This is a genomic window from Arthrobacter sp. StoSoilB13, from assembly GCF_019977255.1.
Classification (GTDB): Bacteria; Actinomycetota; Actinomycetes; order Actinomycetales; family Micrococcaceae; genus Arthrobacter.
The window spans coordinates 121,768-144,493 of record NZ_AP024649.1 but is presented as its reverse complement, the minus strand read 5'-3'; the positions used below and the strand labels follow the sequence as shown (position 1 = coordinate 144,493).

The 22,726-nt window shown below is 59.4% G+C and carries 7 protein-coding genes, 6 rRNA genes and 4 pseudogenes; 5 read left to right on the top strand and 12 right to left on the bottom strand.

Going from position 1 to position 22,726, the window contains the following annotated elements; all coding sequences use genetic code 11:
• Positions 1–5: 5 nt before the first annotated feature.
• The 3 genes from LDP01_RS19155 to LDP01_RS19145 all read left to right on the top strand — a co-directional run bounded on the left by LDP01_RS19155 (position 6) and on the right by LDP01_RS19145 (position 2,655).
• Positions 6–908, top strand: a complete 903-nt coding sequence (locus LDP01_RS19155) for an alpha/beta fold hydrolase (protein ID WP_224094622.1) — start codon at positions 6–8, stop codon at positions 906–908.
• Positions 905–1,759 carry an alpha/beta fold hydrolase gene (locus LDP01_RS19150; RefSeq protein WP_224094621.1) on the top strand — a complete coding sequence of 285 codons (855 nt, stop codon included), beginning with the start codon at positions 905–907 and terminating at the stop codon, positions 1,757–1,759. Before LDP01_RS19155 ends, LDP01_RS19150 begins: the two co-directional genes overlap by 4 nt.
• Before the next feature lie 62 nt (positions 1,760–1,821).
• Entirely contained in the window at positions 1,822–2,655 is an 834-nt protein-coding gene (locus LDP01_RS19145; RefSeq protein ID WP_224094620.1) for an alpha/beta fold hydrolase, read from the top strand.
• 101 nt (positions 2,656–2,756) lie between these two features.
• On the opposite strand, the gene rrf (LDP01_RS19140) is transcribed toward LDP01_RS19145, so the two are convergent.
• The 3 genes from rrf (LDP01_RS19140) to LDP01_RS19130 all read right to left on the bottom strand — a co-directional run bounded on the left by rrf (LDP01_RS19140) (position 2,757) and on the right by LDP01_RS19130 (position 8,238).
• Positions 2,757–2,873, bottom strand: a 5S ribosomal RNA gene (rrf, locus tag LDP01_RS19140).
• A 147-nt stretch (positions 2,874–3,020) separates the two neighbouring features.
• Positions 3,021–6,177: ribosomal RNA gene (locus tag LDP01_RS19135) — 23S ribosomal RNA — on the bottom strand.
• Positions 6,178–6,713: 536 nt separating this feature from the next.
• Positions 6,714–8,238 (bottom strand): 16S ribosomal RNA (locus LDP01_RS19130).
• The 16S, 23S and 5S rRNA genes sit together here, the layout of an rRNA operon.
• A 495-nt stretch (positions 8,239–8,733) precedes the next feature.
• On the opposite strand from LDP01_RS19130, the pseudogene LDP01_RS19125 reads away from it, so the two are divergent.
• Positions 8,734–9,328, top strand: a pseudogene (locus LDP01_RS19125) (HhH-GPD-type base excision DNA repair protein).
• A 123-nt stretch (positions 9,329–9,451) separates the two neighbouring features.
• Positions 9,452–9,919 (top strand): annotated as a pseudogene (locus LDP01_RS19120) (HNH endonuclease); the annotation flags it as partial.
• Between the two features lie 460 nt (positions 9,920–10,379).
• Here the strand turns inward: LDP01_RS19120 and rrf (LDP01_RS19115) are convergent.
• The 9 genes and pseudogenes from rrf (LDP01_RS19115) to LDP01_RS19075 form a co-directional block, all read right to left on the bottom strand.
• Positions 10,380–10,496, bottom strand: a 5S ribosomal RNA gene (rrf, locus tag LDP01_RS19115).
• A 149-nt stretch (positions 10,497–10,645) separates the two neighbouring features.
• A 23S ribosomal RNA gene (locus tag LDP01_RS19110) occupies positions 10,646–13,801 on the bottom strand.
• A 536-nt stretch (positions 13,802–14,337) separates the two neighbouring features.
• A 16S ribosomal RNA gene (locus LDP01_RS19105) occupies positions 14,338–15,860 on the bottom strand.
• A gap of 915 nt (positions 15,861–16,775) precedes the next feature.
• Positions 16,776–18,261, bottom strand: a pseudogene (locus LDP01_RS19100) (MDR family MFS transporter).
• 116 nt (positions 18,262–18,377) lie between these two features.
• Positions 18,378–19,280, bottom strand: coding sequence for a pantoate--beta-alanine ligase (gene panC / locus LDP01_RS19095; protein ID WP_224095171.1), 903 nt, complete (start codon positions 19,278–19,280; stop codon positions 18,378–18,380).
• 39 nt (positions 19,281–19,319) lie between these two features.
• Positions 19,320–20,195, bottom strand: a pseudogene (locus LDP01_RS19090) (Rossmann-like and DUF2520 domain-containing protein); the annotation flags it as partial.
• Entirely contained in the window at positions 20,188–21,714 is a 1,527-nt protein-coding gene (locus LDP01_RS19085) for a PH domain-containing protein (protein ID WP_224094618.1), read from the bottom strand. The pseudogene LDP01_RS19090 and the gene LDP01_RS19085, both read right to left, overlap by 8 nt.
• A complete protein-coding gene (locus LDP01_RS19080; protein ID WP_224094617.1) occupies positions 21,711–22,223 on the bottom strand; it encodes a PH domain-containing protein in 513 nt (170 codons plus the stop codon). The genes LDP01_RS19085 and LDP01_RS19080 overlap by 4 nt, the downstream gene beginning before the upstream one ends.
• Positions 22,204–22,725, bottom strand: coding sequence for a DUF3180 domain-containing protein (locus tag LDP01_RS19075; protein ID WP_224094615.1), 522 nt, complete (start codon positions 22,723–22,725; stop codon positions 22,204–22,206). Before LDP01_RS19075 ends, LDP01_RS19080 begins: the two co-directional genes overlap by 20 nt.
• Position 22,726 lies beyond the last annotated feature (1 nt).

Genomic DNA, 22,726 nt, shown 5'->3' with positions numbered 1-22,726 from the left:
GGGCTGTGGAGACGTGGACAGTTGAAACGGACGACGGCGGCGGGCAGCTTGAGGTGCACACCTTCCGGCCGGCGTCGGAAGCCTCGATTCCCGGTTCGCACGCACCTGCGGAACCGTCCGGCATCGTCGTGGTCCATGGGACTTTGGTGACCGATTCCCTGTACTGGCCCTTCGCGCGGACCTTGGGCACCATGCTGGGACGGCCTGTCCATTGCTATAACCGCCGGGGCCGCGGACGTTCGGCGCCACAACCGCCGGGCTACTCCGCCGGCACCGAGATCTCAGACCTCCGGGCGGTGATGCGCAGTACCGGTTCAAAGGATGTCGTGGCGCACAGTTATGGCGGTTTCGTAGCCCTTCAGGCTGCTCGCAGCACGGAGATCAGCCGCTTGGTCACCTACGATGCTGCCGTCTCGTTATCAGGAAATCTCCATGGCCGGTGGCGTCCGGAATTGGAAGCCGCAGTTACCGCAGGCCAACTGGACCACGCGTGGGCCCATCTGGTGCAGGGTTTGGGAACCGCCGGCCCCATCTCATACCTGCCCATGGGGGCATTACGGATGCTGAGCATCCTCTCAGCCCAGACCCGGCTGGGTTCGGAGATGCGCTCCCTGTTGCCCACCGCCGTCGCCGAAATGCGCGCGGTCCTCGACGCCGACGCGCATCTTCACGATTTCACCTCGCTCGAGACTCCAACACTCATGCTTAGCGGCGGCTGGAGTCCGTCCTACTTCGCAGAAACCGGCCGCACCCTTGCCGGAGCGGTTCCAGCCATCGATTTCGCTGTTGTCCCCCTGCAGTTCCATGAAGGTCCCCTGCGCCCCGGCAGGAGGCTTGCAGCCCGAATCGCCCGCTTCCTTTCAGGAGGCACCGCCCCGATGCCAGCGCGTCCCAGGATAAGCCGGTGAGGGAACGCACCATCAAAACGCACGACGGCGGCAAGCTGGCCTTGTACACCTACGGCGCGGAAGACGCACCCGGGGAGCGCCGCGTGGTCCTGATCGGCGGCGCATTCCTCACAGCCCTGATCTATCGGCCCTTTTCCATCGCCCTCGCGAAAGGCCTCGGCGATGAGTGGGCCGTGGACGTCTACGATCGCAGGGGCCGCGGCAACTCCAGCGATCAACCACACAGCTACTCCATGGTCACGGAAATTGCGGACGTGCGCACCATCATGGATGCTACCGATGCAAGGAACATCCTCGGCCACAGCCTGGGCGGGTCGGTGGCCCTCAACGCTGCGCAGGCGTTTGCCGGCACGCACCACCAACCGGACAGGCTCGCCGTTTACGACGCCGCCGTGAACATCGACGGAAGCATGGATACGGATTGGATGGCCGGTTTCGAAGACTCCGTGAACAAGGGCAATATCAACCTTGCACTGGCCCGCATGAGGCGGGGAATGCATCCCGGAAGTGCTCTGGCCCGGGTCCCTGAACCCCTGCTCGTGGGCCTCATGGCCGTGGTTTCGCGAACCAAAGTCAACAAGATGTTCCGTGAACTCATGCCATCCGGCGTCGGCGAACTCAAAGCTGCCTTCGACGCCACGGAAACTCCGCGTGACTTCTCCGCCCTACCTCCCAACACCCACTTCATGGTGGGCAAGAAGAGCCCGCAGTACTACAAAGTGACCGCAGCGCGTTTGCACGCCGCTGTTCCCGGAAGCACCCTCGAGATATCGCCAAAGGGCTTCCACGGTTCCGTTCCAGCCGCTGTGAACGAACTCGTGATGGACATCTCGGACTACTTCAGAAGCTGATTGTTATCCACATAGCGTCCGGCATGCTGCCTGCGTTCAGGTGGCTCGGTTAGGCTCAAGACATGACGCGCGAGATCATCACCACAAAGGACGGCGGACACCTCGAGGTACTGACTACGGGCGGTGACCTGGCAGCTGCAGGCTCCGGTATCGTGGTGGTGCCTGCCTCAATGGTCACGGCCACCGACTACACACGTTTCGCGCAGAAACTGAGCGAGTCCCTTGGCCGGCCCGTCCATACCTTTAACCGCCGTGGACGCGGTGAATCCTCTCCGCAGCCGGAGGACTATACGCTCGAAGCCGACATCCGCGATCTTGACTCAGTCATGAAACACACATCCAGCACGGACGTATTCGGGCACAGCTTCGGCGGCGCCGTCGCACTACATGCGGCACGCACCTTACCGGTTGAGCGACTCGCCGTTTACGATCCCGCCGTCTCGGTCAACCACAGCGTCAAAGCCGACTGGACGCCGGAATATGAACGCGCGACGGCGGCAGGAGACTACGATCGTGGCCTCGCCGTACTCATCAAGGGAGTAGAGACCGGTGGGGCCTTCGCGCGCATGCCCCTCTCGATGTTGACGCTCGCCACCAAGCTGACCGCCGGAACACCCATGGGCAAGCAGATGCGGGAACTGATGACGTGCGGAGTCCGCGAAATCAAGGCTGTGATAGCCGCGGACATGCCCGCCGAGCCGTTCCTGGAGCTGCCCCTTGAAACGCTGATCGTGGTGGGCGAGAAAAGCCCCGCATACTTCGGGGTGGCGTGCGGCCAGATCCACGACGTCCTATCCGGCTCGAGCTACACCATCCTCCCCGGGTTCGGGCACGATGGCCCCAACAAAGCGCCCGACAAGCTGATCGCAGAATTGTCTGGGTTCTTCTCGGGCTAGGGAGTTTCACATCCGCGGGGGCGTTCCCACGCTGGCTGTGAATTGTGTGGTTAAAGTGGGGAAGCCCCGACCGTGGTGGTCGGGGCTTCCCGTTAATGTGTGTCCGGCGGTGTCCTACTCTCCCACACCCTCCCGGGTGCAGTACCATCGGCGCTGTGGGTCTTAGCTTCCGGGTTCGGAATGGGACCGGGCGTTTCCCCCACGCTATGACCGCCGTAACCTTGTTACCCGTCCCGCGCACCTGTTTTGTGGTGTGGGGTGGGAAGACTGTGTGGTTACAACTGTGGTGTTGTGTATTTAGTTGTTGGTTCCTGGAACGGTTGTTGTTCGGGAACCACATAGTGGACGCGTGCAGTGTGTTGTGTGTGGTGTAAGTTGTTGGCCTATTAGTACCGGTCAGCTTCACGAGTCTTTGGTCCTCGCTTCCACATCCGGCCTATCAACCCAGTGGTCTGGCTGGGGGCCTCTCACACGTATTGTGTATGGAAATCTCATCTTGAAGCGAGCTTCCCGCTTAGATGCTTTCAGCGGTTATCCCATCCGAACGTAGCTAATCAGCGGTGCACTTGGCAGTACAACTGACACACCAGAGGTTCGTCCGTCCCGGTCCTCTCGTACTAAGGACAGCCCTTCTCAAATTTCCTGCGCGCGCAGCGGATAGGGACCGAACTGTCTCACGACGTTCTAAACCCAGCTCGCGTACCGCTTTAATGGGCGAACAGCCCAACCCTTGGGACCTACTCCAGCCCCAGGATGCGACGAGCCGACATCGAGGTGCCAAACCATGCCGTCGATATGGACTCTTGGGCAAGATCAGCCTGTTATCCCCGAGGTACCTTTTATCCGTTGAGCGACGGCCATTCCACAATGTACCGCCGGATCACTAGTCCCGACTTTCGTCCCTGCTTGAGATGTCTCTCTCACAGTCAAGCTCCCTTGTGCACTTACACTCGACACCTGATTGCCAACCAGGCTGAGGGAACCTTTGGGCGCCTCCGTTACTTTTTAGGAGGCAACCGCCCCAGTTAAACTACCCATCAGGCACTGTCCCTGACCCGGATCACGGGCCGAAGTTAGATGTCCAAAGTGACCAGAGTGGTATTTCAACGATGACTCCACCCGAACTGGCGTCCGGGCTTCAACGTCTCCCACCTATCCTACACAAGCCACTCCGAACACCAATACCAAACTATAGTAAAGGTCTCGGGGTCTTTCCGTCCTGCTGCGCGTAACGAGCATCTTTACTCGTACTGCAATTTCGCCGAGTTTATGGTTGAGACAGCGGGGAAGTCGTTACTCCATTCGTGCAGGTCGGAACTTACCCGACAAGGAATTTCGCTACCTTAGGATGGTTATAGTTACCACCGCCGTTTACTGGGGCTTAAATTCTCAGCTTCGCCCGCAAGGGGCTAACCGGTCCTCTTAACCTTCCAGCACCGGGCAGGAGTCAGTCCGTATACATCGTCTTGCGACTTCGCACGGACCTGTGTTTTTAGTAAACAGTCGCTTCCCCCTGGTCTCTGCGGCCCACACCCGCTCACGGAGAGCAAGTCTCCATCACGGGGCAGGCCCCCCCTTCTCCCGAAGTTACGGGGGCATTTTGCCGAGTTCCTTAACCATAATTCTCTCGATCGCCTTGGTATTCTCTACCTGATCACCTGTGTCGGTTTGGGGTACGGGCGGCTAAAACCTCGCGTCGATGCTTTTCTAGGCAGCATAGGATCACCGGATCCCCCCGAACGGGAGTCCCATCAGATCTCAGGATCGTGCTCGAAACACACAGGAACGGATTTGCCTATCCCTGACCCTACATCCTTGGACCGGGGCAACCATCGCCCGGCCCGGCTACCTTCCTGCGTCACACCTGTTAATACGCTTACCTCCCGGGATCAGGTCCCGCGCTCGGCCAAAACCCACACACCACAAGGGCGGGCGGGCAGGCTCCGGGCGGTTAGTATCCCCCGCTTGGCATGGGCGGTTTTTCGCCGGTACGGGAATATCAACCCGTTGTCCATCGACTACGCCTGTCGGCCTCGCCTTAGGTCCCGACTTACCCAGGGCAGATTAGCTTGACCCTGGAACCCTTGATCATTCGGCGGACGGGTTTCTCACCCGTCTTTCGCTACTCATGCCTGCATTCTCACTCGTGTAGGCTCCACCGCTGGTTTCCACCGCGACTTCACTGCCCACACGACGCTCCCCTACCACTCCACACCCCTGAACCACGAAGGCTAGGGTACCGTGTGAAATCCACAACTTCGGCGGTGTACTTGAGCCCCGCTACATTGTCGGCGCGGAATCACTTGACCAGTGAGCTATTACGCACTCTTTCAAGGATGGCTGCTTCTAAGCCAACCTCCTGGTTGTCTTCGCAACTCCACATCCTTTCCCACTTAGCACACGCTTAGGGGCCTTAGTTGGTGGTCTGGGCTGTTTCCCTCTCGACTATGAAGCTTATCCCCCACAGTCTCACTGCTGCGCTCTCACTTACCGGCATTCGGAGTTTGGCTGACGTCAGTAACCTTGTAGGGCCCATCGGCCATCCAGTAGCTCTACCTCCGGCAAGAAACACGCAACGCTGCACCTAAATGCATTTCGGGGAGAACCAGCTATCACGGAGTTTGATTGGCCTTTCACCCCTACCCACAGCTCATCCCCTCCATTTTCAACTGAAGTGGGTTCGGTCCTCCACGACGTCTTACCGTCGCTTCAACCTGGCCATGGGTAGATCACTCCGCTTCGGGTCTAGATCACGCCACTACACTCGCCCTGTTCAGACTCGCTTTCGCTACGGCTACCCCACACGGGTTAACCTCGCGACGTAACACTAACTCGCAGGCTCATTCTTCAAAAGGCACGCCGTCACAGTTACTTGTGATTACTCACGACTGCTCCGACGGATTGTAAGCACACGGTTTCAGGTACTGTTTCACTCCCCTCCCGGGGTACTTTTCACCTTTCCCTCACGGTACTGGTCCGCTATCGGTCATTAGGAAGTATTTAGGCTTATCAGGTGGTCCTGACAGATTCGCACGGGATTTCTCGGGCCCCGTGCTACTTGGGATCCTCTCCAGGCGGTACACAACATTACGGTTACGGGGCTCACACCCTCTCTGGCCGGCCTTTCAAGACCGTTCACCTATGCCTGCACTACACACCCCACCGGTCCGGCAGAACCAGTACGGAAAGTCCCACAACCCCGCCCATGCAACGCCCGCCGGCTATCACACATGGAAACGGTTTAGCCTGATCCGCGTTCGCTCGCCACTACTAACGGAATCACTCTTGTTTTCTCTTCCTGCGGGTACTGAGATGTTTCACTTCCCCGCGTTCCCCCCACGCACCCTATGTGTTCAGATGCGGGTCACACAATCACCTTGCAGCGTTGTGCGGGGTTTCCCCATTCGGACATCCTGGGATCAACGCTCGGTTATCAACTCCCCCAGGCTTATCGCAGATTCCTACGTCCTTCTTCGGCTCCTAATGCCAAGGCATCCACCGTGTGCCCTTAAAAACTTGACCACACAAGATCAAAAACTTACTCGAGAGAACCACGACCACAAAGGGCCAGGTTCATTCATAAGAAATTGCTGTAAGAACACACACCCACCAACCCCGAAGAGCCGGCACCATGCGTGTTCTAGATGCTCGCGTCCACTATGTAGTTCTCAAACAACAACCCCGTCAACCAGACCCCCAACACCCACACAGGATGCCGGTACGAACCGGAAGCAGGAACAAAAGAAACACCAGAACTGTGTCCCCCTGCATTGCTGCAAAAAGGTCCTGTTGCCTCAGGACCCAACAGTGCGCCAAACACAACCCACACAAACCACGCCCCGGCACGTTCCCAACACCACACACCCCCAAAGGGGGCACGCACTGCCGTACTAACACCAGGACACAACCGGTCAGGCCATGCCAAACAAACGTTTGATTCGTTGATATTCCACCCATGAGCACCCACCGCAGAACATACGCCTGCGCAATGGGCAACACTGACAACCACCAGCCCCCGCATGCACGGGAACCAGACACGGTTGTTAGCAGCTCCTTAGAAAGGAGGTGATCCAGCCGCACCTTCCGGTACGGCTACCTTGTTACGACTTAGTCCCAATCGCCGGTCCCACCTTCGACGGCTCCCCCCACAAGGGTTAGGCCACCGGCTTCGGGTGTTACCAACTTTCGTGACTTGACGGGCGGTGTGTACAAGGCCCGGGAACGTATTCACCGCAGCGTTGCTGATCTGCGATTACTAGCGACTCCGACTTCATGGGGTCGAGTTGCAGACCCCAATCCGAACTGAGACCGGCTTTTTGGGATTAGCTCCACCTCACAGTATCGCAACCCTTTGTACCGGCCATTGTAGCATGCGTGAAGCCCAAGACATAAGGGGCATGATGATTTGACGTCGTCCCCACCTTCCTCCGAGTTGACCCCGGCAGTCTCCTATGAGTCCCCGCCATAACGCGCTGGCAACATAGAACGAGGGTTGCGCTCGTTGCGGGACTTAACCCAACATCTCACGACACGAGCTGACGACAACCATGCACCACCTGTAAACCGACCGCAAGCGGGGCACCTGTTTCCAGGTCTTTCCGGTTCATGTCAAGCCTTGGTAAGGTTCTTCGCGTTGCATCGAATTAATCCGCATGCTCCGCCGCTTGTGCGGGGCCCCCCGTCAATTCCTTTGAGTTTTAGCCTTGCGGCCGTACTCCCCAGGCGGGGCACTTAATGCGTTAGCTACGGCGCGGAAAACGTGGAATGTCCCCCACACCTAGTGCCCAACGTTTACGGCATGGACTACCAGGGTATCTAATCCTGTTCGCTCCCCATGCTTTCGCTCCTCAGCGTCAGTTACAGCCCAGAGACCTGCCTTCGCCATCGGTGTTCCTCCTGATATCTGCGCATTTCACCGCTACACCAGGAATTCCAGTCTCCCCTACTGCACTCTAGTCTGCCCGTACCCACTGCAGAACCGGAGTTGAGCCCCGGTCTTTCACAGCAGACGCGACAAACCGCCTACGAGCTCTTTACGCCCAATAATTCCGGATAACGCTTGCGCCCTACGTATTACCGCGGCTGCTGGCACGTAGTTAGCCGGCGCTTCTTCTGCAGGTACCGTCACTTTCGCTTCTTCCCTACTGAAAGAGGTTTACAACCCGAAGGCCGTCATCCCTCACGCGGCGTCGCTGCATCAGGCTTTCGCCCATTGTGCAATATTCCCCACTGCTGCCTCCCGTAGGAGTCTGGGCCGTGTCTCAGTCCCAGTGTGGCCGGTCACCCTCTCAGGCCGGCTACCCGTCGTCGCCTTGGTAGGCCATTACCCCACCAACAAGCTGATAGGCCGCGAGTCCATCCAAAACCACAAAAGCTTTCCACCACCATGACATGCGCCAGATGGTCATATCCGGTATTAGACCCAGTTTCCCAGGCTTATCCCAGAGTCAAGGGCAGGTTACTCACGTGTTACTCACCCGTTCGCCACTAATCCCCCCAGCAAGCCAGGGATCATCGTTCGACTTGCATGTGTTAAGCACGCCGCCAGCGTTCATCCTGAGCCAGGATCAAACTCTCCGTTGAAAACAAAAAATCAAACAGACACAACCACACCCACCGGAAATAACGGCGAACACGGCTGCACAAAATTCGAAACCAGCTGAAAACCAAACCACCACACACGGGGGTGCGCAGCAGCCTGGCCATAATTTCAACCAATCAAAAAAACAATCGGCATCAACAAACTTGGCACACTATTGAGTTCTCAAACAACAGACCCTCCAAAACATCACCCCGGACAGCGCACCACAAAAGCAGCACACCCAACAGGGCCATTGGAAAAGAAGAGTTATTTTTGGCCGCCTACCGAACCGTACACACCTTCCGGCTTTCCGTTTCGCACCCGGCGACTCAGAAAACAATACACGCCCCACACCCCCAACGCAAATCCACCCCAACACACCAAAACACACCCCCAAAAACCCGCGCCAGCACCGCCGTCGAGCACTACCCCGCACGCGTCAATGAGCCTGGCTAACGTGAACACTTCCGATGACGACCGTGTGCACTAGTGGGAGGATGGGACGCATGGAACTGCACATCACAGGAGATGCCGCCGCCGACCAGCTATTGAGTGACGATGCCTTCGCATTGCTGACCGGAATGTTGCTCGATCAACAGGTGACCATGGAGTCGGCATTTGCCGGTCCAGAGAAGATCCGTGCGCGCCTTGGGTCACTGGATCCTGGCACGATCGCAGACTACGACCCCGCAGGCTTCGTGGAGGTATTCAAGGAACGCCCTGCCGTGCATCGTTTTCCAGGCTCCATGGCTGGCAGAGTCCAAGCCCTGGCCGAAACGGTACAGCAGGATTGGAACGGAGACGCTGCGGCAATCTGGACCAGCGGCAATCCCGACGGCGCTGAGGTACTGCGCCGGCTTAAGGCCTTGCCTGGATTCGGAGAGCAGAAAGCGAAAATCTTCCTGGCCCTGCTTGGTAAGCAATGCGGCCCTTCAAGCCAATGGATGGCGGGAAGCAGCGGGGCACTACGGCGAAGAGGGCTCATACCTCTCTGTTGCCGACATCGTGGACCCCGACTCTTTGGTCAAAGTTCGCGCCAGCAAACAAGCGGCCAAGGCGGCTGCAAAGGCTTCCAAGGCAACGGGCGGCTAATCACTCCCGCGTCGACGGGCACCTGACGCATGGTCCCTCATGGCTTTCCGCACTTTCCAGCTTTATCCACATAGGCGCATGTAGGTCTGATGTGACATTGGTCGTGCTGGAAGAGTAGTTTCCATGGACGGCGTTCTGGAGCGGGCTGAGGCTACTGAGGTTTCGGGCGTGCCTGTGCCTGGTGGCTCTGGGGTTCAGGAGCTGCTGGCCGTGCTGGGCTCTTTCCGGGTCAGCGCGGACAGCAACGAGTTGATCGATCAGATTCGGGGCCTGGAAGACGCGAAATCAGCGATCGCGGCGTTGCAGGCGCGGACAGCGGTAGCGTTTGACCTGGCCCAGCGCCGCGAACAAACCGCCACCGGGGCCCCCAACCCGGATCTCGGTCAGGGGGTCGGCGCGCAGATCGCCCTCGCCCGGCGGGAATCACCCAACCGCGGTTCCCGCCTCCTCGGACTCGCCAACGCCCTCGTGTCCGAGATGCCCCGAACCATGGCCGCCCTGGAAACCGGACAACTGAACGAATGGCGGGCCACCATCCCCTGGCACAACGGCGGACCCACCAGCCTGGAAAACGGCGCCGGGCTCTGCGAAGCCTGCAACCACACCAAAGAAAACCCCGGCCGCAACGCAAAAACAATCCCCGGCAGCCGACATCACCTCGAAATCAGCACCCCCACCGGCCACACCTACCAATCCAAAGCCCCACCACTGCCGGCGAATGCGGCCGCTGCGACATGAAGTGCTGGACGGTCGAACGTCAGTTTCGGCATCGGCGGCACCGGGCTCGTCGTCCATTCCTAAATATCACGGAGGACTCCCGCGTGAGGTCCGCCTATGAGCGTGCGGCAATGGGCGGGCGGCGTTGGGTTGGGGTGGTGTTACCGAGGGCTCCTACTACGATGATTTGGGGGCAGTTAACGAGTGAAGGGCCTCCATGATGATGGAGGCCTTTGTCTTGGGTTCAGGGATGGCAGGCGCCTGGTTCGGTTGTTAGGTGTGGTTAAAGTGGGGAAGCCCCGACCGTGGTGGTCGGGGCTTCCCGTTAATGTTTGTCCGGCGGTGTCCTACTCTCCCACACCCTCCCGGGTGCAGTACCATCGGCGCTGTGGGTCTTAGCTTCCGGGTTCGGAATGGGACCGGGCGTTTCCCCCACGCTATGACCGCCGTAACCTTGTTACCCGTCCCGCGCACCGGTTTTGTGGTGTGGGGTGGGAAGACTGTGTGTGGTTACAACTGTGGTGTTGTGTATTTAGTTGTTGGTTCCTGGAACGGTTGTTGTTCGGGAACCACATAGTGGACGCGTGCAGTGTGTTGTGTGTGGTGTAAGTTGTTGGCCTATTAGTACCGGTCAGCTTCACGAGTCTTTGGTCCTCGCTTCCACATCCGGCCTATCAACCCAGTGGTCTGGCTGGGGGCCTCTCACACGTATTGTGTATGGAAATCTCATCTTGAAGCGAGCTTCCCGCTTAGATGCTTTCAGCGGTTATCCCATCCGAACGTAGCTAATCAGCGGTGCACTTGGCAGTACAACTGACACACCAGAGGTTCGTCCGTCCCGGTCCTCTCGTACTAAGGACAGCCCTTCTCAAATTTCCTGCGCGCGCAGCGGATAGGGACCGAACTGTCTCACGACGTTCTAAACCCAGCTCGCGTACCGCTTTAATGGGCGAACAGCCCAACCCTTGGGACCTACTCCAGCCCCAGGATGCGACGAGCCGACATCGAGGTGCCAAACCATGCCGTCGATATGGACTCTTGGGCAAGATCAGCCTGTTATCCCCGAGGTACCTTTTATCCGTTGAGCGACGGCCATTCCACAATGTACCGCCGGATCACTAGTCCCGACTTTCGTCCCTGCTTGAGATGTCTCTCTCACAGTCAAGCTCCCTTGTGCACTTACACTCGACACCTGATTGCCAACCAGGCTGAGGGAACCTTTGGGCGCCTCCGTTACTTTTTAGGAGGCAACCGCCCCAGTTAAACTACCCATCAGGCACTGTCCCTGACCCGGATCACGGGCCGAAGTTAGATGTCCAAAGTGACCAGAGTGGTATTTCAACGATGACTCCACCCGAACTGGCGTCCGGGCTTCAACGTCTCCCACCTATCCTACACAAGCCACTCCGAACACCAATACCAAACTATAGTAAAGGTCTCGGGGTCTTTCCGTCCTGCTGCGCGTAACGAGCATCTTTACTCGTACTGCAATTTCGCCGAGTTTATGGTTGAGACAGCGGGGAAGTCGTTACTCCATTCGTGCAGGTCGGAACTTACCCGACAAGGAATTTCGCTACCTTAGGATGGTTATAGTTACCACCGCCGTTTACTGGGGCTTAAATTCTCAGCTTCGCCCGCAAGGGGCTAACCGGTCCTCTTAACCTTCCAGCACCGGGCAGGAGTCAGTCCGTATACATCGTCTTGCGACTTCGCACGGACCTGTGTTTTTAGTAAACAGTCGCTTCCCCCTGGTCTCTGCGGCCCACACCCGCTCACGGAGAGCAAGTCTCCATCACGGGGCAGGCCCCCCTTCTCCCGAAGTTACGGGGGCATTTTGCCGAGTTCCTTAACCATAATTCTCTCGATCGCCTTGGTATTCTCTACCTGATCACCTGTGTCGGTTTGGGGTACGGGCGGCTAAAACCTCGCGTCGATGCTTTTCTAGGCAGCATAGGATCACCGGATCCCCCCGAACGGGAGTCCCATCAGATCTCAGGATCGTGCTCGAAACACACAGGAACGGATTTGCCTATCCCTGACCCTACATCCTTGGACCGGGGCAACCATCGCCCGGCCCGGCTACCTTCCTGCGTCACACCTGTTAATACGCTTACCTCCCGGGATCAGGTCCCGCGCTCGGCCAAAACCCACACACCACAAGGGCGGGCGGGCAGGCTCCGGGCGGTTAGTATCCCCCGCTTGGCATGGGCGGTTTTTCGCCGGTACGGGAATATCAACCCGTTGTCCATCGACTACGCCTGTCGGCCTCGCCTTAGGTCCCGACTTACCCAGGGCAGATTAGCTTGACCCTGGAACCCTTGATCATTCGGCGGACGGGTTTCTCACCCGTCTTTCGCTACTCATGCCTGCATTCTCACTCGTGTAGGCTCCACCGCTGGTTTCCACCGCGACTTCACTGCCCACACGACGCTCCCCTACCACTCCACACCCCTGAACCACGAAGGCTAGGGTACTGTGTGAAATCCACAACTTCGGCGGTGTACTTGAGCCCCGCTACATTGTCGGCGCGGAATCACTTGACCAGTGAGCTATTACGCACTCTTTCAAGGATGGCTGCTTCTAAGCCAACCTCCTGGTTGTCTTCGCAACTCCACATCCTTTCCCACTTAGCACACGCTTAGGGGCCTTAGTTGGTGGTCTGGGCTGTTTCCCTCTCGACTATGAAGCTTATCCCCCACAGTCTCACTGCTGCGCTCTCACTTACCGGCATTCGGAGTTTGGCTGACGTCAGTAACCTTGTAGGGCCCATCGGCCATCCAGTAGCTCTACCTCCGGCAAGAAACACGCAACGCTGCACCTAAATGCATTTCGGGGAGAACCAGCTATCACGGAGTTTGATTGGCCTTTCACCCCTACCCACAGCTCATCCCCTCCATTTTCAACTGAAGTGGGTTCGGTCCTCCACGACGTCTTACCGTCGCTTCAACCTGGCCATGGGTAGATCACTCCGCTTCGGGTCTAGATCACGCCACTACACTCGCCCTGTTCAGACTCGCTTTCGCTACGGCTACCCCACACGGGTTAACCTCGCGACGTAACACTAACTCGCAGGCTCATTCTTCAAAAGGCACGCCGTCACAGTTACTTGTGATTACTCACGACTGCTCCGACGGATTGTAAGCACACGGTTTCAGGTACTGTTTCACTCCCCTCCCGGGGTACTTTTCACCTTTCCCTCACGGTACTGGTCCGCTATCGGTCATTAGGAAGTATTTAGGCTTATCAGGTGGTCCTGACAGATTCGCACGGGATTTCTCGGGCCCCGTGCTACTTGGGATCCTCTCCAGGCGGTACACAACATTACGGTTACGGGGCTCACACCCTCTCTGGCCGGCCTTTCAAGACCGTTCACCTATGCCTGCACTACACACCCCACCGGTCCGGCAGAACCAGTACGGAAAGTCCCACAACCCCGCCCATGCAACGCCCGCCGGCTATCACACATGGAAACGGTTTAGCCTGATCCGCGTTCGCTCGCCACTACTAACGGAATCACTCTTGTTTTCTCTTCCTGCGGGTACTGAGATGTTTCACTTCCCCGCGTTCCCCCCACGCACCCTATGTGTTCAGATGCGGGTCACACAATCACCTTGCAGCGTTGTGCGGGGTTTCCCCATTCGGACATCCTGGGATCAACGCTCGGTTATCAACTCCCCCAGGCTTATCGCAGATTCCTACGTCCTTCTTCGGCTCCTAATGCCAAGGCATCCACCGTGTGCCCTTAAAAACTTGACCACACAAGATCAAAAACTTACTCGAGAGAACCACGACCACAAAGGGCCAGGTTCATTCATAAGAAATTGCTGTAAGAACACACACCCACCAACCCCGAAGAGCCGGCACCATGCGTGTTCTAGATGCTCGCGTCCACTATGTAGTTCTCAAACAACAACCCCGTCAACCAGACCCCCAACACCCACACAGGATGCCGGTACGAACCGGAAGCAGGAACAAAAGAAACACCAGAACTGTGTCCCCCTGCATTGCTGCAAAAAGGTCCTGTTGCCTCAGGACCCAACAGTGCGCCAAACACAACCCACACAAACCACGCCCCGGCACGTTCCCAACACCACACACCCCCAAAGGGGGCACGCACTGCCGTACTAACACCAGGACACAACCGGTCAGGCCATGCCAAACAAACGTTTGATTCGTTGATATTCCACCCATGAGCACCCACCGCAGAACATACGCCTGCGCAATGGGCAACACTGACAACCACCAGCCCCCGCATGCACGGGAACCAGACACGGTTGTTAGCAGCTCCTTAGAAAGGAGGTGATCCAGCCGCACCTTCCGGTACGGCTACCTTGTTACGACTTAGTCCCAATCGCCGGTCCCACCTTCGACGGCTCCCCCCACAAGGGTTAGGCCACCGGCTTCGGGTGTTACCAACTTTCGTGACTTGACGGGCGGTGTGTACAAGGCCCGGGAACGTATTCACCGCAGCGTTGCTGATCTGCGATTACTAGCGACTCCGACTTCATGGGGTCGAGTTGCAGACCCCAATCCGAACTGAGACCGGCTTTTTGGGATTAGCTCCACCTCACAGTATCGCAACCCTTTGTACCGGCCATTGTAGCATGCGTGAAGCCCAAGACATAAGGGGCATGATGATTTGACGTCGTCCCCACCTTCCTCCGAGTTGACCCCGGCAGTCTCCTATGAGTCCCCGCCATAACGCGCTGGCAACATAGAACGAGGGTTGCGCTCGTTGCGGGACTTAACCCAACATCTCACGACACGAGCTGACGACAACCATGCACCACCTGTAAACCGACCGCAAGCGGGGCACCTGTTTCCAGGTCTTTCCGGTTCATGTCAAGCCTTGGTAAGGTTCTTCGCGTTGCATCGAATTAATCCGCATGCTCCGCCGCTTGTGCGGGCCCCCGTCAATTCCTTTGAGTTTTAGCCTTGCGGCCGTACTCCCCAGGCGGGGCACTTAATGCGTTAGCTACGGCGCGGAAAACGTGGAATGTCCCCCACACCTAGTGCCCAACGTTTACGGCATGGACTACCAGGGTATCTAATCCTGTTCGCTCCCCATGCTTTCGCTCCTCAGCGTCAGTTACAGCCCAGAGACCTGCCTTCGCCATCGGTGTTCCTCCTGATATCTGCGCATTTCACCGCTACACCAGGAATTCCAGTCTCCCCTACTGCACTCTAGTCTGCCCGTACCCACTGCAGAACCGGAGTTGAGCCCCGGTCTTTCACAGCAGACGCGACAAACCGCCTACGAGCTCTTTACGCCCAATAATTCCGGATAACGCTTGCGCCCTACGTATTACCGCGGCTGCTGGCACGTAGTTAGCCGGCGCTTCTTCTGCAGGTACCGTCACTTTCGCTTCTTCCCTACTGAAAGAGGTTTACAACCCGAAGGCCGTCATCCCTCACGCGGCGTCGCTGCATCAGGCTTTCGCCCATTGTGCAATATTCCCCACTGCTGCCTCCCGTAGGAGTCTGGGCCGTGTCTCAGTCCCAGTGTGGCCGGTCACCCTCTCAGGCCGGCTACCCGTCGTCGCCTTGGTAGGCCATTACCCCACCAACAAGCTGATAGGCCGCGAGTCCATCCAAAACCACAAAAGCTTTCCACCACCATGACATGCGCCAGATGGTCATATCCGGTATTAGACCCAGTTTCCCAGGCTTATCCCAGAGTCAAGGGCAGGTTACTCACGTGTTACTCACCCGTTCGCCACTAATCCCCCCAGCAAGCCAGGGATCATCGTTCGACTTGCATGTGTTAAGCACGCCGCCAGCGTTCATCCTGAGCCAGGATCAAACTCTCCGTTGAAAACAAAAAATCAAACAGACACAACCACACCCACCGGAAATAACGGCGAACACGGCTGCACAAAATTCGAAACCAGCTGAAAACCAAACCACCACACACGGGGGTGCGCAGCAGCCTGGCCATAATTTCAACCAATCAAAAAAACAATCGGCATCAACAAACTTGGCACACTATTGAGTTCTCAAACAACAGACACTTACCGGCACCACCCACAACCCCAACAGGGCCACAGGATCGCTCCGGAGCAACTTTTCAAACTTACCCGATTCGGTCGCATGAAGCAAACCGCACTCAGGCCCCCAGGCCAGATCAGAGGCACAAAAAGCACCACCGGAAACCGGTAATTTGAAGGGGATTTCGTCACCATTATTTCCGCATCAGCGGCGGCGACTCAGATAACTTTACACGTGCCATACCGTCCGAACAAATCCGCCCAGACGCCGCCCAAAACCCCGTAAACACTGGGGAAACGGCCCCGAAACACCTCAATAACCGCAAAACCGTTGTTCGTGAAGCCCGTCACACAAAGAAGCCGCGGCAATAGCCGCTCTTTGAAGCGGCATCAAGGATCCGCCGTCGGGCCTCATCAGCGGCCGATATCGGCAAAGCCGACAGGCGACGAACTCAAGAGCAACCGGCCCAAACACGTCAGGAAGTGAGAGAACGACACGTCAAACACGTCAGGATGTGAGAGAACGACATGCCAAACACGTCAGGACGTGAGAGAACGACGCTCGAAAACACCGATTATCTGAGAGAACATCCGAAGAAGGCGGCGCGCGTCCGAGCGGGGCACGAGCGAGCGCGCAGCGGATGAACCGACAAACAGCCGAACCCCCCAACGGCCCGCACCCCAACGGCCCGCACCCAAACTGCCCGGCCGTGCCCGGTTAAGGGTCAATGCCCGGTCAAGGGTCAGTGGCCGCCGTGGCCTGCGCCTTCGGTCTTGCGCATCATCGAACCGAGCACCACTGCAGCTCCGGCAATGATGGTTGCCGCCAGGAAGGCGGCTTGCATGCCGGCTACCAGGCCGGACGATGCGGACACCACGGCGAAGATGGACACGAGCAGTGCAGTGCCAGCGGCACCGGCCACTTGCTGGGCCGTGCTCATGATGGCCGATCCGTGGGAGTACAGGTGCGGAGGCAGCGGGTTCAGGCCAGTGGTGAAGGCCGGCGTGAAGAGGAGTGCCAGGCCGAGGCTCAACGTTACGTGCAGCGCAATGACCCATCCGAGGGCGCTGGCCTGATCGAGCCGCGAGAACTGCCAGAGGGTCAGGACCATGAGGACTGAACCGGATACGGTCAGGGGCAGCGGACCCACTTTGTCGAAGATCCGCCCGATCACGGGCCCCAACAGACCCATGGCCAAACCGCCGGGCAGGAGGGCAAGGCCGGTTTCCATCGGTTGGAGGTGCAGCGTGTTCTGCAGGTAGAGCGGGAGCAGGATAACTCCACCGAACAGGGCCATCATCGCCACGACCATCAGCAGCGTGGACACTGTGAACATTCGGAAGTTGAAGGCCCGGAGATCCAGTAGTGGCGAGTCTGACTTCTGCAGTTTGAGCTGGCGGAAGACGAACAGCGCCAGGCACACGAGTCCCACTACGAGTGCGACGACCGGGACCACCCCGGCGTTTGCTCCACCAATCTGGCTGAGGCCATAGACAAGGCCACCGAAGGCAGGCACCGTGAGGACCACCGAAGTGAAGTCCAAACCAGTCTTCCCGCGCTCCCCCACGTTGGTGAGGTACTTGGCACCAATCGCCAAGGCAGCCAGTGCTACAGGGAGGACGAACACAAACATGAAGCGCCACGAAAAGTGATCCAGGATGATGCCTGAAACGGTGGGGCCCATTGCGGGAGCGACCGAGATGGCGATGCTGACGTTGCCCATGACGGCTCCGCGCCGGGACATCGGGACAAGGGTGAGGATTGTGGTCATCAGCAAGGGCAGCATGATCGCCGTGCCGCCGGCCCTGGACGATTCGCGCAAGGAGCAGCACGGGAAACCCGGGCGCCAGGGCGGCGAGCAGAGTTCCACCGCTGAAGAGTCCCATCGCCAGCATGAACGAGCCCCGGGTGGTCAATCGCTGCAGGATGAACCCGGTAGTGGGAATGACGACCGCCATGGTCAGCATGAACCCGGTGGCGAGCCACTGGACCGTGGGCGCGTCAACCTTGAGATCGGTCATCAGCCGCTGGAGCGCCACGTTCATGATGGTTTCGTTGAGGATCACCACAAAAGTGGCAACCAACAACGTGACAATGACCGTGACGGATTCACGGGACATCTTCCCGGATACAGGAGCCTGGGCGAGTACTTCCTCTGTGGAGGGCGCACTTGCGGACGCGCCGGAACCGGGCTCGCTGTTGGCGTCGGACGTGACGTCGGTAGACATGAGGATTCCTCAGGTTTGGGCTTGGAGTCCGGCGATCGGTGCCGGTAAAGACAGGAACAGTCTAGACGCCCAAGGGATTCCCGTCAGCAGAAAATCCAAACGTTGGGTATTCAACCTCAGGAATTAAGCGGAACGTTGTCTATCAACCGCACCGGACCTACCTTGGCGGCAATGATTGCCAGCCCTTCGCCGCGGAACGGAGTTTCCTTGCAGTTCTCCGCCAGCGGCTCAAGGGTGGCGGGATCCACGACGTCGAAATAGTCCAGTTCCACCAGTGGCTGGGACTGGACAAGCGCGACGGCGGAATCCAGGTCCAGCGGTTCATGTGCGTTCGCGCGGGACTCGATGAGGCGCAGAGCCCGCGAGAGCACCAGCGCTGCCCCGCGTTCTTCGACCGAGAGGAAGCGGTTCCGGCTTGAAAGCGCCAGCCCGTCGTCATCACGGACGGTTGGCACGGGCACGATCTCCACTGGGAAGTTCAGATCCACGACCATCCGCTTCACGAGGGCAAGTTGCTGGGCGTCCTTCTGGCCAAAGTAGGCACGGTAGACGGGGATGGAACCGTCCGCAGCTGCCCCGCCTGGAAGTCCGTAGTGCAGCAACTTGGCTACCACGGTCAGGGCACCGTCGAAGTGTCCCGGGCGTGAGGCGCCTTCCCATTTCCCGCCCAGCGGACCGGCCGTGACACGGACCAGCGGCTGCCCGCCGGGGTACACCTCGTCCACGGCGGGCGCGAAGACAAGGTCCACTCCTTCGGCATCAAGGATGGCCATATCGGCCTCAAGCGTGCGGGGATAGCGGTCGAGGTCCACGGCGTCGCCGAACTGGAGGGGGTTTACGAAAATGGTGGCCACCACGACGTCGTTCTCTGCCACGGCGGTCCTCGCCAACGCGGCATGGCCTGAGTGCAGGGCCCCCATGGTCGGCACCAGGCCCTGGGAAGTTCCTCGTTTTGAAGCCAGGAGCCGTGCGCTTTCAGTACGCAGTTCGGCCGTGGTGGTCACGAGTTTGATGGCCATGCTTTTCAGATTCCTTCCGGCGCGGTGGGCTCTGTTCCCAAGGGCCTCGCCAATGTCAGTCAATTGTTCAGGACGCAGCAGTCCGCGGTTTCCGGCACGCCGGGCCGTCGCCCGGGCCATGGCCTGGTAGGCCGCGAGCACGTCGCCGCCCGCTCCGCCGTCGTATTCTTTCAGCGCCTGGGCGTGCGCAGCAACGGTGCCTACGTCGCCGCGCGCGACGGGGCCGGTCAATGCGGATTCCCCGCTCGCAAGAGCGTTCTCGAGTGTGGCCCGCAGCAATGGCCCCAGCATGGACTCCGGTGATTCGACGCCAATTTCCCGCAGCAACTGCGACGCCTGCGCAACAAGCGTCACCATGTGGTTGGAACTGTGCGCGAGGGCCGCGTGGTACAGGGTGCGGTCTGCTTCGGCAATCGCTACCGGCTCGGCGCCCATCTCCACAACCAGTGCCTGGGCAATTGGCAGCATAGCGGCGTCGGCGGTGATTCCGAACGTGCAATCCATCAGGCGGGTCAGGTCAAGGCTCATACCGGTGAAAGTCATGGCAGGATGCAGTGCCAGCGGAATTGCACCGGCCGTGCGGATCGGCTGCAGGATCCCGACGCCGAAGCGGCCGGACGTGTGGGCCACCAGTTGGCCCGGTTGCCACGCACCGAGCTTCGCGAGTCCAGCAACAAGTTCGCCGAGGGCATCGTCAGGAACGGCAAGGAGCACCAGTTCCGAGCGCTCCACGATGTCCTGGATCCCAAGGATCGGGACTCCCGGAAGCAGCGTCTCTGCCCGCTCGCGGCTCGCTTCGGATACCGCAGAAACCCCGACGACGGCGTGCTCGGCCGCGCGCAAAGCGGCACCAAGGACGGCACCCACCTTGCCGGCGCCGATGATGCCGACTCCGAGTCTTCCTGGCCTAACCATGCTGGGGGTCCTCCTGAGTTGGTGCGTGGGGTAGAGATTGTGTTGGTGGTTGGGGTGGAACCTGGCCGCTTACCTCCGCAAGCCATTGCTCGCTGGTCTGCCGCTTTCTCGCCTCGCGGGCACGGGCAGCCTGCTGGTCGAATAACTGCACGGCCACCTCCACGTCGGCCTGATAGAGGCGTGGCACCACAGGTCCCGCCGTGGTGTGGAGGACAAGGTCCGCGACACCGAAACGCCGCGCCAGCGGACCTTGCTGCAGGGCCATGGACTGAGTGCGCTGATGGGGAACCAGGACCAAAGTACGCCACCATCGGCCGGATCGAATCAACAGTGCCGTTCGCGTGGCCAGGAACCCGTTGCGCCGCCATCCCAGCGGGGCCAGAAGCCGGGCGCGGCGCGGAGTGGTAACGAAAGCATCCCCGGAGGTAAGCCCGGCCAACCCCTCCAGCCCGGACGTGAAAACCCGTTCCGGATCCTCAACACCCGGGTCCGGCAGCACGAGGGACAGCATCCGCATGACGTCCGGCTTCATGCCCACCGGTAGCAACGTGGTCCGGGCAGCATTCTCATTGCCAGCAGCGCCGCCGTAGCCGGCCACGTTGACTTGCATCCGATACCAGCCGAAGATCCTCCAGATGGGCGGCTGGGTGACTTTCAGCGCCTGGATCCGGCCCGGGGGCAAGGTCTGGGCTTGGGTGTCCAGGAGCCCGTAGCGCAGCCGGATCCCATCAGGGGAGATCGCTGCGGTGAAGTTGTAGCCCTTGTTGAATGAGCTCCAATAAGCAGCACCAATGCCCAGCACGGCCGGGATCAGCGCCAGGAAGATGGCGCTGTTTTCGGTATACACGGAGATGGCTATGGATGCCACGGCACCGAGCAGGATACCCACGGTTTGCTCGCTGAGCAGGAGCGAGCCAATAAGCCGGGAAGGTGGCACGGACAAGACAACGTGCTCGGGCGCTTCTGGGATTTCCTGTGGAGTCTCCGGTCCACTCACCACTCCGGCGGCACGGGCAAGGATAGTGGCGCGCAGCTGTTTGGCCTGGGCCAGCGGAAGGTAAGCGAGCCGCACGGCCGACTCGCCGGCGTCGGCGACTTCAAACTTGAGTTCAGCGAGGCCAAAAATCCTCGCCAAGAGCGGTTGCACGATGTCGATCGCCTGGACACGGTCCAACCGCGCCTGCCGCTGCTGCTTGAACACGAAACCGGTGTTGACCCGGACATAGCCCCCGGCCACCTGATAACGCGTGAAGTACCAACTCAGGATGAATCCACCCACGGTCAGGAGAAGCACAATGCCCCCGCCGGCCAGCAGCCAGGGCACCCTTCCATTGAGGTTGGGATCGAGGATGTCACGCCCCTGCAGTATCCGTTCAAAGGCGTCGCGACCGAAAAAGTATCCAACGGCGGCAAGCGCCACCCAGCCACGCACGAACGGCGATGCTGGATGCACGCGCCGCCAATCGCCGTCGTCGGCTTTAGCCGGGAGGCCTACGGTGGCGCTACCGTCCGGGCTCACAGCCCGGCCAGCCTGGCTTCTCCACGTGCCGAGAGCTGTTCACGCAGCCGTGCGCCTTCCCCGGCAGGAAGCCCGGGCAGGTATGCGCTGGTACCGGCGGACGCCGTGTGGAGCTTCAAAGTACAGAGTCCCAGTCCACGTTCCACCGGACCGACAGACACATCCACGTACTGCATGCGCCCATACGGGACCACCATGGTGCGCTGGAAAAAGATGCCGCGGCGGATGAGGAGATCGTCATCGCGCTCCGCATAGCCGATTGCGCGGACCTGGCGCGGAATCAGCACGAGCCGCCACAACGCCAGGACGAGCATCACCGCAGGTACCGTGATGGCGAGCCACAGCGGAGGCCAACGCCACCACCCCAGCTGCACAAACACGAGGGGAAGGCTGAGGATGGCCACCATCACCAGGTTTCCGATGGCCCACTCCACCAAGCGGACCGTGACGTACTTCGGGGAGACCCGCAGCCACTGGACGCCGGGAGGGTCAATCGCCTCGGTATGCATACTCGCCTTCGCCTTTTGCTTCCCCGCGGCGGGTTTCCGGTCCAGGAGTGCCACCTTCGAGGTCTTCGGGTGGGATCCGGCAGAACCTCTCCACCAGCAGGCCGACGACGACCATCACCACGCCACCACCGCCCATCAGGACGGCGTTCCACAGGATGCCTTCACCACTGCGCAAGGTTCCGATTCGCAGAAGGTCAAAGGAGATGCCAGCATGCCAGCCCAGAAGGAGCGTCCCTGCATATGCGCAGGCCTGGGCAAGAATCAGTGTCCTGGCAGCCAGGATCGGGTTGAGCAGGTTCTTCTTCTTGCCGTTGCGCCACCGCAGCACCCGGATTCCCATGATCAGAGTGAGCACAGCGATGACGCCCATGGTGACCAGTGCGGAGACCGGAAGCACGGGAGTGGGCATGCTGAAGCGGTTCGTTGCCGCCGTAGCCAGCCAACCGATGGCGGCAGCGATGATGGCGATGATGACCAGGACCGCGGGGCGCATGGGCTTCACT

What these genes read in the sequence shown, in the direction of transcription:
- LDP01_RS19145 (WP_224094620.1), top strand. Translation starts at nt 1,822, where the DNA reads ATGACGCGCGAGATCATCACCACAAAGGACGGCGGACACCTCGAGGTA.
- panC (WP_224095171.1), bottom strand. Translation starts at nt 19,280, where the DNA reads ATGGCCATCAAACTCGTGACCACCACGGCCGAACTGCGTACTGAAAGC.
- LDP01_RS19080 (WP_224094617.1), bottom strand. Translation starts at nt 22,223, where the DNA reads ATGCATACCGAGGCGATTGACCCTCCCGGCGTCCAGTGGCTGCGGGTC.